This is a genomic window from Pseudomonas sp. FP215 (assembly GCF_030687795.1).
GTDB classification, from domain to species: Bacteria; Pseudomonadota; Gammaproteobacteria; order Pseudomonadales; family Pseudomonadaceae; genus Aquipseudomonas; species Aquipseudomonas salmasensis.
In genome coordinates, this window is record NZ_CP117447.1 from 377,256 (window position 1) to 389,691 (window position 12,436).

The following is a 12,436-nucleotide window of genomic DNA, read 5'->3' on the forward strand; positions in this document are numbered from 1 at the left end:
CGCATTGCGGGGCTTCGAGATATGGTGCCGGCACCAGGAGTCGAAAATTCTCACAACTAATTGATTTTTAAGTATTTTACTTCTATAGGCGCGTACTTCTATCTCTAAAACTATCCTCAGGCGCCCCCTCTGATGATTAACGAGTCAAGGAAAGCTAAAACAAGAACTTAGGGAATTACACTGCCTCGAGGTTTCGATATCGCAGACCCTCATAGTCGGATGATGGAGGGCACGACCCTACCGCTTAGGGTAAGCGACAGCACATGACCTCGTGTAAAAGGCAAAGCTCGATACTCTTTCAATTTGAGCTGACTGCTATAAATGCGTGGGAAGCGGCCATGGCGGAAAATGGCCGGAAGCTGAAAACAGTGCTAAAGAAATTTTAGCAAAAAAGCCCGGCAAGCGATTGAGCTTACCGGGCTTTCTATCTACATCAGTGAGGCTTGGATGGTGCGCTGTCGTCCGTCAGGTCGAGCGTACCTTGCTCACCGGCTCCTTCTGGTTGCTTCGCCTTCCGAACTTCATCTACCTCAAAGCAGAACGCGGTTTTACCAACCTCGTGTGCGAAAAGGCGTTTGCCGTTGCGGAGGGTAATGAAGGGTCTGCAAATCAAAGTCATACGGATTCTCCAAGAGAACCCGGAAGTACTTGCGACACTGCAAATGCCGCTAGTCAAGCAGGTGTTGTAAAGAGATCGATATGTACGTAGAATCTCTTCCCGAGTATGGAAACCTGACCTCCGGGTTTGTTTTCTAATTGTGCTTTGGAGTTCTGCAAAAACATCCATTGCACGGTTCAAATCGCCTGCCAATGCTGCAAACATTGGTGGGCTTTTTTGTCGATAAAAAAGCTATCGGCAATTATAATTATCCTGTCATATCATCTTGCCGTCAACCCTTCTCCTCTAATTTTCCCTTCGTTTTCAGGCCGTTGGCTCAGAAGTTGAGATTTTTTCACTCAGACGTCAAAAATTGGCTGCGCTGGGTCGCTTCGCAAGCTCACATAGTCAGCCTGCCATCTGATCAGGTTTAGCGACTGACCATAGGTCAGCGCCTCATCGGATATCACGTTGATTTCTGTCAGCTCGATCCATTCCCAAGCCTGATTCGCGCCTGTTCTGCAGCGGCTCAGAAAAAGTTCGTCGATGGCCTTTGCTGCAGCCAAGGCTGCTTCTTCCGCAGTCTCAGGATCTTCGTCGGTTTTGTAGAGAACCAAGATCGCGAGCTCGTAAAGATCGTCCGATCCTTCTCGGGTTCTCTCCGTCCCCTGATCAACGTCAAAGAACACTGCTGGAATGTGGTTCCCGGACTCTTTAAAAAGCCTGGCAAGTCGATCGGCAACCTTTGTATCTCGCAGCCTGCGGTCAAACTCGTCCGGGAACGATGATCGGCGATATCTTGCTGCTAGCCAGCGCTGGAAGATGCTTCGTTCCTGGCCGTTCATCAAGGCGGCCCGAGTCGGCTCGTAGGACACAAATGCCTTGGACGGATCCTTATGCTCCTTCTGAACCCTAACCCGCTTGCTTGCATCGAATTCGCAAAGTAAGTGCTCGTCCGTGCCAGTCAGTTCGATATGTAGGCGCCTCGCGGTTTTGCAGTGCGTATAGTTCCCATCAAGTTTGTCCGTCAGGACCTTCCCTAAAATGAGCTCCACCTCCGGTTCGCCGTATGCTAGCTGCGCAAGGTCGCAATCATGCGTGGCGACGGCTGCGATGATTTTTTCCTGGTCATCGCCGTCGATGGTGATGCCGAGCTGGGCGAGTGTTTCGCTATCGACAATATAACCTTGTCGCCACGGTGTTGATCGACTCCAGCTCACCATCAACTGCTACCTCATGCTCTGTCTTGCAAATGGGGTGAGCCGATCGACGCGAGATCTACGGCGGCCCGATTTCGAGTTTTCAGTCTCGAGTCCATTGCTGCACGTTGTGCGCCTTCCTTTTGAGCCATAGCGATGAGTTTCCCAGCTGCCTCTACACCCGACATGCCTCCGGCAACAGCTTCAAATAGAGATTTGCCGCCTGGGAGCTTCCGCTTGGCGTTCACTTGTCCTGCTAGCGGATGGGCCACGATACGATCGGCCGCTGCGGCCAGTTCGTAGAGCAGGGCTTGGTTGCCCTCTGAGATGTGCTCACCGGCTTGCCAGTTATAAATCGCCTGCCTCGAAACTCCGAAGATCAATGCCAATTCGGTCACCGCTGGTTTCAAGGTGTTGCGTACGTAAGACATAGCTTCTGCGGTTGTCCGTGGGGCAGTTGTTTGCTCATGCTTGGCGATGCCTTGAGCCGATTCTTTGTATTCCTTGCTAGCCCGGTTCTCGCGAGGTTGGGGTTGTGGTGACAAGGTTCCAAGGCATAGTGCAAAGGCAACAGTCAGGCCGTAGCCCCAAGCCAGTGCTGCGCTGCCTGCCGTGCGCTTGACCTTCTCTCGTTCGGATTCGAGATGCCGGCTTGCTGCATTAAATGATCGGTTTGCCATTCCCGGGTTTGGAGATGGCGCGTACATTGTGCTCATAGGTTAACTCCATGCTTTCCGTGCGTAGTCCGTCACAGTCGCGTTGAAGAACAGCTCAACGAGGTCGTGAAGGTGTTGAAACCTATCTTTGATTTCGGTCGAGTCGTACTTTCGGCGCTCGGAAAAACTGGCGTCGACGTCAACGGTTGCGTGCTGACCATTGAGTCCTCTGAAGCGCTCGCCAACTTTGAGCGGATCTGGCAGCAGGTCTGGTGGAAAGCGCAGTTCGCTGTTCTGGGCAACCACCCGCGAGACCACCTGCCCTATGCTTGGGATGGTGGCCGACGACTCGGCAAAAGAATGATTGTAAGTCAGTGGTTGCCCTTCGAACTGGTACATCTGGTTGAGATCGAGCGAGGCTGGTGTTCCCCACACCTCTCGAGCAAGGTACTGCTGTAAGGTTTCCCCTTCAGCAGGTACTACAGCATCGAGGTACCTCAGGCCTAAGCGCTCAAAATAAGCGAGACCGTCGACCGCTTCCTCCAGAATGCTCAAACCCCGTTCCAATTCAGCATAGAACTTCGGAAAGGTCTCGTATTCAGTGCAGCGAAACGAAAGCGCACTCGGCTCCATCAGAAAGCCTTGAGTACCTTCGAGGTTGGAGAACGTATAGCTTTCGATCTGCTGTACGCCCGGCTGGAAAGGCTGCGTGTCATCCCCGCCTGTAATAGCACCAAAAGAGAATTGCATCTGCTGAGCGCTTTTGAAATCAGGGTAACCAGCCTTGCGCATCCGCTCCTGAATAGCCGGAAGGTAAGCCTTCAGTGACAGCAGTGTGTTGTGACGCACCTGGCCGATGGTGAAGTAGACTGGGGCGTTTGCGTATTTCTTTCCCATTTCGATTACTCAGCTTGACACTTTGATTGACAGTTTACAGCTAGGTTTACACTCTAGCAAGCGGATGAGTGTCCGCTGTGTCTAGAGCTCGACATCAGCGCTCATCAAGGGGAGCTGACTGATGCCTACGCAAAAAGCCACTAGTCAAGGTCAGTTGCTTTTGGGTTGATTGCTATCGGTATCAGGTGCCACTTAGAGATTGAAAGTCCATGACGTCTGTAGGCGCTGAGCGAGCAGTCGGACGGTAAGCAGGTAATAGTAACGAGTCGCTTCACTACGCCCAGCTAGCCGATGGTCCATAAACCAAATTAGGTGTTTTCTCTGCCAGCTCCATGGCGTCTCTCGCCGCCATCGCGCTGCGATCTCGGCGCTAATAATCCTGGCTTGCCGCAAATGCCGCTGCTGCGTTGCATGCGATCCAGTCAGCACGCCACCTAGGAACATCTCCATATCAAACGCCTTACTCATGTCCGTCCTCCAATATAGGCAGCGGCAACGTCGATCCGACTGTGCCCCAGTTCTTTGCTGATCTGCATGCGAGCCTCACAGTCAAGACGCCGATCCACGGCATAGCACTGACCACCATTAACCGGCGCTTGGTGCTGGGTAATTTGCTCATAGCGCTCACAAGCAAACGCCGCCCGTAGCTCGTGAAAGCCTTTGAGGTTGTGCTTATGGAGAAGGTCCCGCGCGGGACGGACGATTTCCCGTTGGAAATCGAGGTATCTTTCATTCGGCGCAAGCAGGTTGTGGCTGCCGCGGGGTGAGACCTGTTCGGCGAATCTCAAAGCTTCGTGAATATGATCATCCACTCTGATCCAGCGAGGTGCCGAGGCACCTGAGCGCCCCCCTTTGGTGCCATCCTGGATGTTGATCTTGCCGTAGTGTTCGGCCTCACGTTTTAAGCGCGGTAAGTCGGCCAAAATGGCCTCGCGCAGGCGCATTCCGGTGGCCCGCGCTAACTGAGCGATGGCCGCGGCACGAGAGTGCTGTTCGCTGAGCGTCTCGACGATTCGCATCAGGTGTTCGCGATCCTGGCCTTGTGGAGCTGTCGTGCGGATGGTGGTGCGCTGCATTCCCAGCGCTTTGCTCGGACTCGGCACTTTCACGTACTGATCACCGCGAAGCGCCGCCATGGTTCGGTTGACGCTGGACAATCGATTTTGTGCGGTGGCGATGGAGAGGTCGCCGCGATCGACCAAGTGACGCAGATGCGCCACGTAATCCGCCAAGATCTGACGATCTACCTGTCGTGCATCGTTGAGTCCTGGTCCATCGTCTGAGCGGCACCAGCGCACGAATGCCTGCCAACGATCACAGTGCGCTTTAACGGTCCCGTAGTGCCCGCCACCGAACATGTCTCTCAGCGCTTGCGGCCCGGCATAGCTCAGTTGCCGGCCATAGCCAAAATTGCGCCCATCTCGTCTGCCCACCAGCGCCATGATCAAACTCCTCTCGAAGCCAAAACTTTTAAAACTTTCCCCACGTCATCCCGCCAAGAATGTTGAGTGTTATCAGGGATCAAGGCCCCTGCGACCTGTGAGGGTTGTCCATTAACGCGGGACTGGCGGCTCCTTACGACCGGGAGCGTGGGCATCTCATGATCTGGCCTCCTGAACACTTCCGAAGAAGTGGGCGGGTGGAGGCTGTGCTGGCTGACGAAACCAACGCCGCGAGATCCTGAGTCGAGTGAAGGCAGTGATGTGATGACCGGGGCATGCCTGACTGTCAGTCAGGTTCAGTCCATTCCCTGGGCTGCGACACCATCATCTGCATCGCTGTTGCTGGTGACTTCGGTGTTTGTCACGCCGATTGTCACGAGGGGGAATGCCGCAAAGCCTTGTACGAGTTGGGCTGCAGCAGCGGTAGGAGCGCCCGTCTCTTTCCGGGAGAAAGAGACGGGCGCAGGTTGGCGCAAGGAAATGGCCAAGCGGATAGGTTGCTGCAGGGCAGCTATGAAAGGGGTGAGTTGCCGCAGTGGGCACTCTGATAGAAGTAGGCATCCATCACATCGCTGTGACTGTGCGAGCCACCGGACGCTAATCGCACTTTGGGAGAACCACCACCGTGTGGCGTAGCCTTGAAGGTTCTGGCTACCTGGGTTGCTGTCGACGACAGCGCTTTGCTCGATCTTTTCTACGCCTGTGGATAATTTGGGTCAAGGCCCCAATTTTCGGGAGTTCTGCGGCTGTGGATGAAATTATCCACCGGTGGAAATCCGTGGTTTTCCACAGACAGTTGCGTGGGCTTTAGATTTTTTAAGTGAGGTCCATCCAAACAGGGCGGCTTTGCAGCCCTGTTTGGATGGACCCGCGTGGCAGAGCAGATTGCGAGAGCCTTACGGATGTACGCTTACTTTACTGCGGCACTTTAAAAGCCAAAGTAGTGTTAGCACCGTCGGCCAAAATAACGTGTTGAGAACGTCGTGAGCGCTTGCCTGCCAGCGCCAGTACCCGAAGCTTCCAATATCGTCTCGCCGATCTACCCACTCGCCTGCACACGCAATGATGAAAACAACCAGCCAGCCAAGGTATGGCCTGAATCGTCGGGTGCCAACGATCAACGTCAAATAGACCGCCATGCCCAAATAGATATGCAGCGCGTCTTTTGACAGTCCGGTTGCCGACACAATGGCGAGCTTGATGCTTTGTGCGGTTGAGATATCCATATCAACTCCTCCTCTCTGCGCCAATGCCAGGCTTCGCCTTTATGCGAGTAACGTTATCTCCAATCTGGTTGGCGAATTCGTGTGGAGTGACATGCTCCTGTCGGTTGGCCTCCAGGTACCGACTCCACCAGTTCATGATCAGCCTGCGTTCCTCAATGAATTCGGCCTTGTGGATGTAAGCGGCGCGGACATTGTTGCGTTCCTTGTGGCTCATCTGCCGTTCAATGGCTGTCTCGGACCACAATCCTGACTCGATCAGTGCGCTGCAGGCCATCGAACGAAACCCATGTCCGCAGATATCGGTTTTGGTGTCGTATCCCATCGTCCGTAGCGCGTTGTTCACGGTGTTTTCAGACATGGGTTTCCAGGGCTTGGCATCGCCTGCAAACACCAGGTCGAATTTACCGGTGAGTGCGTGGATCTGTTCAAGCAAGGCCACTGCTTGCGGCGATAAGGGTACTAAATGGATATCCCCTGCCATCTTCGTACCCCTTGTGGAAAAGGCTACTCCCTCCAACGCGGGTCGAGTGTCCGGGATTTCCCAGACGCCGCGCTTAAGGTCGAACTCGCTCCATCGGGCGAAGCGCAGCTCGCTGGACCGTACAAACACATGGAGCGACAGCATCACCGTCAGACGGGTAAGTGCCCGGCCTTTATAGGTGTCGATCCGCTCTTGCAGTTCCGGCAGTCGCGATAAGGGTAGAGCGGGGCGATGGATCACCCGCGGGGCTTTGATCAAGCCTTCGAGGTCGTAAGCAGGGTTTGCGGTGATAAGCCGGAGTCGCTTTGCCTCGCGCATGATGCTCTGCAGGTAGTTTTGTACCCTTAAAGCAACGTCTATCGTTCCGCGCTTCTTGATCGCTTCCAAGGGCTGCATAAGGTCATGGGTGTCGAGATCAACAATGGCGCGTGCGCCGATCAGCGGGAATACGTGGGTTTTTAGGCGGCTCATCACTGTCTTGGAATGGCCTGGTGCCCACTTGGCCGACATTTCTGTGTGCCAGTCCAGCGCAACGCTTTCAAAGGTTCTGCCTTTGATCACGGCTTCCGCCTTGGCTTGGTGCTTGGTCTCTATGGGATCAATGCCATCCGCCAGCATTCGCTTGATCTCCAAGCGCTTGCGGCGCGCATCGGCGAGGCCAATGACGGGGTAGTTGCCGAACGAGGTCAGTCCTTCCCGTCCGTCAGGTTTGACGTAACGGAGCCGCCAGCCTTTGCGGCCATTGGGTTGGACTAGGAGGTAGAGGCCGTCGCCGTCGAAAAGCTTGTAGGCGCGGTCGGTGGGCTTGGCTGAGCGGCAAGCCGAATCAGAGAGTGGAGCAGTGGTGCGCGACATAAGGGTACTCCCTTTTATCGAAGTGACCTGTATCCCAAACTCTACCCTTAAAACGGTTGGAATCCACCAGTTTCTGACGGAAACCGATGGAACGCCAAAACGAAAAAACCCGCCAGAAGGCGGGTTTTTCGGGGGTTCTAGAGATTTTGAAAGCCTTCTCTGGAACCTTGTATGGTGCCGGCACCAGGAGTCGAACCCGGGACCTACTGATTACAAGTCAGTTGCTCTACCAACTGAGCTATACCGGCGTGTTAGGGCGACGATTATAGCGATTGGAAAGGTTCTGTAAACCCCTGAATTCTGACTATTTTTGCAAAATCGGAAGTTTCTCGCGATTAGGGCGTTTTCCCCGTGTCTTCACAGGTTGAAAAGGACTTGCATAGTTCGGGCCCAGCTCCAGGCAGCAGACGAACGCCGATAGGTTCAAGCATCGCTTGGGCAGACCTCCCCCGTAACCTGATACCCGCTGCCGAACACGCCAAAACAACCCGCATAAGGCGCCCGTTATGCGCCTAGCGCCAGATGCTTATGCACAATCGGTTGGTGACAGCTGTCACGAAACAGCCATTTTGTGCAGCAGTTCTCAACACGCTGCAACTGCCTGTTTTGTGTGCACTTTATTTTGTGAACAAAAAATGACCAGGTTGGCTTTTGGCGTGAAGTGCCTATATCTACGGCCTCTGTAAACTATTCATCAACAGAGTTATCCACAGGGCGCGTGTAGGATTTTTTGCCCTTTATTCGCGCTCGGCCAGCACCATCAGGTTGCGCGGGGTCAACGATGGTTCGCAGAAGCTGCCGACCTCGACGTTGTAGCCCTGTTCCACCATGAACAGTGCCCGGTCCAATACCAGCCACAGTTCCAATGGGCGTCGAAACAAGCCTCTCACTAACTCAAGGTTGCGCACCTCTGCCAGGCGTTGCCAGCCATGGGCTTCCAGGGCCGGCCAATCCTGTTCGCTTGTGGATAAGCCTTTGAGGCTTGCCAATTCCTGGCAATAGTCGGCAAAGGGTTTATCCAGCCAACTGGCGCGCAGGGAGGGTGTTGGCAGGTAGTCGTCGCAGCCACGCAGTTGCCGTTGCAGTTGGTCAAAGCCCAGGCGGCGGGCCATGGAGGTGTCTCGTTGTTGGCGTACGCGGTTGCCGGCGGTGACGGTTTCGCTCAGGGGCAGGCCGAGGTCGTCAATCGACAGTTGCAGCAGGGAGGCGCGTCCGGCGGCGGAGAGGGCTTGATAGCGGTCGGCGGTGATGCGGTTGTAGCAGCAGGGCGCCAATGCCAGTTGTTTGCAGCCGGCGGCGCTGGCCAGTTGCAGCAGGCGCACATGCAGGTCGCCGCAGGCGTGCAGGGCGACGGGTGTATGTTCGGGCTGGATCGCCACATCCGCCATGACATCTTGGAGGTGATGGGTTGCGGGCAGGCCGTGGCGATCACTCAAGGCTTTGCCGGAGGCGATCAGGGCGGGGTCGTATTCCAAGCAGGTCAGATGTTGGCCGAGTTGCAGCAGGCGGCGGCCGAGGTGGCCTTTGCCGGCGCACCAGTCCAGCCAGTGGGCGGGCGTTTGGGTAAAGCTCAGCGCGGCGCCGAAGGCTTCGATCTGTTGCCATTTGCGCCCGGGCACGTCGACATTCAGGCGATGGCGAGCGGGTTCAAGGGTGTGTGTGGGTAATTTATCCACAGTGCCGAGGCGCAGCGCATGAGCGGCCAGTTGTGGAAAAGGTGCGGGCGCGGGCAGGTGGTGGGGTTGGTTGTGACTGGCTTCGGCCTCGGCCAGTGAACGCTGGCGCAGCCATTGGGATAACGCAGGGTGCTCGGTTTCCCAGGGCAACTGTAACTGGGTAAAGGGCCGTGGTCGCCACAGCCCTTGGTGTTCAGTCAGGAATGCATCCAGCTCCTGGAAGCGTGCCTCAACGTCCTTGGCACGCATCGACGCGCAGCCATTTTTCCAGCAATTTGAAGCCGCGTACCAGTACGTAGGCCATCAGCAGGTAGAACAGCCCGGCGGCGAAGAAGATCTCGACCGGCAGGTAGGTGCGGGCAATGATGGTGCGCGCCATGCCGGTCAGTTCAAGCAGGGTTACGGTGCTGGCCAGGGCGCTGGCCTTGAGCATCAGGATCACTTCGTTGCTGTAGGCCGGCAGGCCAATGCGCGAGGCGCGTGGCAGGATGATGTAGAACAGCGTTTTCGGCTTGGACATGCCCAATGCCCGCGCCGCTTCGATCTCGCCCGGCGGAATGGCCTGGATCGCACCGCGCAGGATCTCGGCAATATAGGCGGCGGTGTGCAGGGTCATGGTGGCGGTGGCGCACCAGAACGGGTCGCGCAGGTATGGCCACATGAAGCTGTTGCGCACGGCATCGAACTGCGCGAGGCCGTAATACACCAAGAACAACTGCACCAGCAGCGGTGTGCCACGGAAGAAAAAAATGTAGGCATAGGGCAGGGCGCTCACGTACCAGCGGCGCGAAGAGCGGGCGATGCCCAGCGGGATCGCCAGCAGCAGGCCGGCGATCACGGCGATTGCCACCAGCTCCAGGGTCAGTGTGGCGCCCTGGGCCAACTTCGGCAGCCACTTGATGATCACGGCCCAGTTCAGGCCCAGGTCAAAGTGCGATAGCCAGCTGTAGTCGCCGCTCATTGGGTGCTCCTTGCAAAGCCGCGGGCGGCGCGTTTTTCCAGGAAGTGCATGCTGGTCATCGCCAGTACGGTCAGGCCCAGGTACATGAATGCGGCGACCATGAAGAAGGTGAACGGTTGCTTGGTCACGGTCACGCCTATCTGCGCGTGGCGCATGATTTCTTCCAGGCCGATCACCGACACCAGCGCGGTGTCCTTCATCAGGATCATGAACAGGTTACCCAGGCCCGGCAGGGCGATGCGCCACATCTGCGGCATGATCAGCCGGGTGAAAATCCGAAACTTCGACAGCCCCAACGCCACACCCGCTTCGCGGTGGCCCTTGGGGATGGCGAGGATCGCGCCGCGGAACACTTCGGTGGCGTAGGCGCCGAAGCACAGGCCCAGGGCGATGACGCCAGCGGCAAAGGCACTCAGCGACAGGTCGGGGTTGCCGAAGACCTCACCGAGGGCGCGCATCAGGTTGACGGTGCCGAAGTAAATCAGCAGCACCCACAGCAGCTCGGGAATACCGCGCACGATGGTCGAATAAGCGCCGCCCAGCCATTGCAGCGGCTTGTACGGCGAAGTTTTGGCCAAGGCGCCGGCAAGGCCCAGCACCAGCCCCAGGCACAGGGCCGTGAGCGCCAGTTTGACGGTCATCAGCGCGCCGGCGGCGAGGGCCGGGCCGAATCCGTAGAGATCGAAATTCATGGTGTTTTCATATCGCGGCAGGCATTGCTAAAAGCCAGCGCGCTCACCAGGAGCGCGCCGGGCAGGCCGTTCAGATCATTCGATGCTGAACGGGAAGTACTTGTCGTTGATCTTCTTGTAGGTGCCGTCTTCCTTGATCTCTGCCAGGGCTTTGTTCAGGCGCTCGCGCAGTGGGTCGCCTTTGCGTACGGCGATACCGATCTTGTCGCTATCTACCACCGGCTCGCCTTTGAATTCATAGGCCGAACCGTCTTTGCTCTTGAGCCATTCGTACTGCACGTACTTGTCAGCCAGGATGCCGTCGAGGCGACCGGAGGTCAGGTCGAGGTAGGCGTTTTCCTGAGTGTCGTAGAGCTTGGCTTCGGTGTCCGGCAGCTTGTCTTCCAGGTAGGTACCGGCCAGCGTTGCGCGCTGTGCACCGATCACCTTGCCTTTGAGGTAAGTGGCGTCGGTCTTGAAATCCGCAGTGGCTTTGGGCGCAATGAACTGCAGCTTGTTGGAGTAGTACGGGTCGGTGAAATCCACCGCCTGCTTGCGCTCGTCGGTGATCGAGAGCGAAGACACCAGGAAGTCGAACTTCTTGGCGTTCAGGGCCGGGATAATGCCGTCCCAGTCGGACACATACACTTCGCACTTCTCGACTTTCATCTTGGCGCACAGGGCGTCGCCGATGTCTTTGTCGAAGCCGACAACGTTGCCGCTGGCGTCTTTATTGTTGAATGGCGGGTAGGCCGCTTCGATCCCCATCTTCAGGGTTTCTGCCATGGCCGTGGCGCTGAACGCCATCGAGACGGCCGCGGCCAGAAGGAATTTTTTATAGTTCTGCATGCATGTTGCTCCGTTAGCGGTTGCTGGACATGAATTGTTTGCAGCGCGCCGAAAGCGGGTTTTCAAACACCTGCTGTGGCGATCCTTGCTCCTCGACCAGGCCCTGGTGCAAAAACACCACTTCGCTGGATACCTGACGGGCGAAGCCCATTTCGTGGGTGACCAGCAGCATGGTGCGGCCTTCTTCGGCCAGTGCGCGGATCACATTAAGTACTTCCTGGACCATTTCCGGGTCAAGCGCCGATGTCGGCTCGTCGAACAGAATGACTTTAGGCTGCATCGCCAAGGTACGCGCAATCGCCGCACGTTGTTGTTGGCCGCCAGAGAGCTGGGCAGGGTAGGCGTGGCGCTTGTCGGCGATACCGACCTTGGCCAGCAGGGCCTCGGCCACTTCTATGGCTTCGGCCTTGCTCTGGCCGAGCACGCGCCGAGGAGCCTCGATGATGTTGTCGAGGATGCTCATGTGCGGCCACAGGTTAAAGTTTTGAAACACAAACCCGATTTCGCTGCGCAGGCGGTTGATCTGCTTGCCGTCGGCGGCCATCAGTTCGCCGTTTTTCGCGGCCTTGAGCTTGAGTTCTTCGCCGGCCACCAGGATCTGGCCCTGGTGCGGGTTTTCCAGCAGGTTGATGCAGCGCAGGAAAGTGGACTTGCCGGAACCGGAGGAGCCCAGGATCGAGATCACATCGCCGTCGCGAGCGGTCAGCGAGATACCTTTAAGTACCTCAAGCTCACCATAGCGTTTATGCAAGTTGCGGATTTCAAGCGCGGGCGTGGCCTGGGCCATGTGCGGTCCTCATTGTGTTCGTTGCGATCTTCGCTGTTGGGCCGCCTTCCTGGCGAGGCGCCAAGCTAGCATAGCGTTTGGACGACAGCCAACAGCGCTGCGGACGGTTAACCGATGGTCTGCGGCAGGGTGTCGCAT

12 protein-coding genes and 1 tRNA gene are annotated in these 12,436 nt (G+C 56.7%); all 13 read right to left on the reverse strand.

The window, feature by feature from the left end; all coding sequences use genetic code 11:
• Positions 1-957 precede the first annotated feature (957 nt).
• Complete coding sequence (locus PSH76_RS01605; protein WP_014336076.1) at positions 958-1,821, reverse strand: hypothetical protein; 864 nt, start codon at positions 1,819-1,821, stop codon at positions 958-960.
• Positions 1,822-1,832: 11 nt separating this feature from the next.
• The gene (locus PSH76_RS01610) at positions 1,833-2,513 is read right to left on the reverse strand and encodes a hypothetical protein (protein WP_038445253.1); all 681 of its coding nucleotides are present in this window, start codon (positions 2,511-2,513) and stop codon (positions 1,833-1,835) included.
• A gap of 3 nt (positions 2,514-2,516) precedes the next feature.
• Complete coding sequence (locus PSH76_RS01615) at positions 2,517-3,350, reverse strand: TIGR04255 family protein (protein WP_014336078.1); 834 nt, start codon at positions 3,348-3,350, stop codon at positions 2,517-2,519.
• A gap of 192 nt (positions 3,351-3,542) precedes the next feature.
• Positions 3,543-3,818, reverse strand: coding sequence for a hypothetical protein (locus PSH76_RS01620; protein ID WP_038445255.1), 276 nt, complete (start codon positions 3,816-3,818; stop codon positions 3,543-3,545).
• Positions 3,815-4,792, reverse strand: coding sequence for an integrase domain-containing protein (locus PSH76_RS01625; protein ID WP_038445257.1), 978 nt, complete (start codon positions 4,790-4,792; stop codon positions 3,815-3,817). The genes PSH76_RS01620 and PSH76_RS01625 overlap by 4 nt, the downstream gene beginning before the upstream one ends.
• 896 nt (positions 4,793-5,688) lie before the next feature.
• On the reverse strand, positions 5,689-6,018 hold the full coding sequence (locus PSH76_RS01630; protein WP_038445259.1) for a hypothetical protein: 330 nt from the start codon (positions 6,016-6,018) through the stop codon (positions 5,689-5,691).
• 1 nt (position 6,019) lies between these two features.
• Positions 6,020-7,354, reverse strand: coding sequence for an integrase arm-type DNA-binding domain-containing protein (locus PSH76_RS01635; protein ID WP_038445261.1), 1,335 nt, complete (start codon positions 7,352-7,354; stop codon positions 6,020-6,022).
• 172 nt (positions 7,355-7,526) lie between these two features.
• Positions 7,527-7,602: transfer RNA gene (locus PSH76_RS01640), tRNA-Thr, on the reverse strand.
• Between the two features lie 489 nt (positions 7,603-8,091).
• Positions 8,092-9,279, reverse strand: coding sequence for a methyltransferase (locus tag PSH76_RS01645; protein ID WP_305493509.1), 1,188 nt, complete (start codon positions 9,277-9,279; stop codon positions 8,092-8,094).
• Entirely contained in the window at positions 9,260-9,949 is a 690-nt protein-coding gene (locus PSH76_RS01650; protein WP_032897644.1) for an ABC transporter permease, read from the reverse strand. Before PSH76_RS01650 ends, PSH76_RS01645 begins: the two co-directional genes overlap by 20 nt.
• Before the next feature lie 38 nt (positions 9,950-9,987).
• Entirely contained in the window at positions 9,988-10,683 is a 696-nt protein-coding gene (locus PSH76_RS01655) for an ABC transporter permease (protein ID WP_032894047.1), read from the reverse strand.
• A 75-nt stretch (positions 10,684-10,758) separates the two neighbouring features.
• Positions 10,759-11,511, reverse strand: coding sequence for an ABC transporter substrate-binding protein (locus PSH76_RS01660; protein WP_305493510.1), 753 nt, complete (start codon positions 11,509-11,511; stop codon positions 10,759-10,761).
• 13 nt (positions 11,512-11,524) lie between these two features.
• Entirely contained in the window at positions 11,525-12,298 is a 774-nt protein-coding gene (locus PSH76_RS01665; RefSeq protein WP_003187760.1) for an ABC transporter ATP-binding protein, read from the reverse strand.
• Between the last annotated feature and the right edge of the window lie 138 nt (positions 12,299-12,436).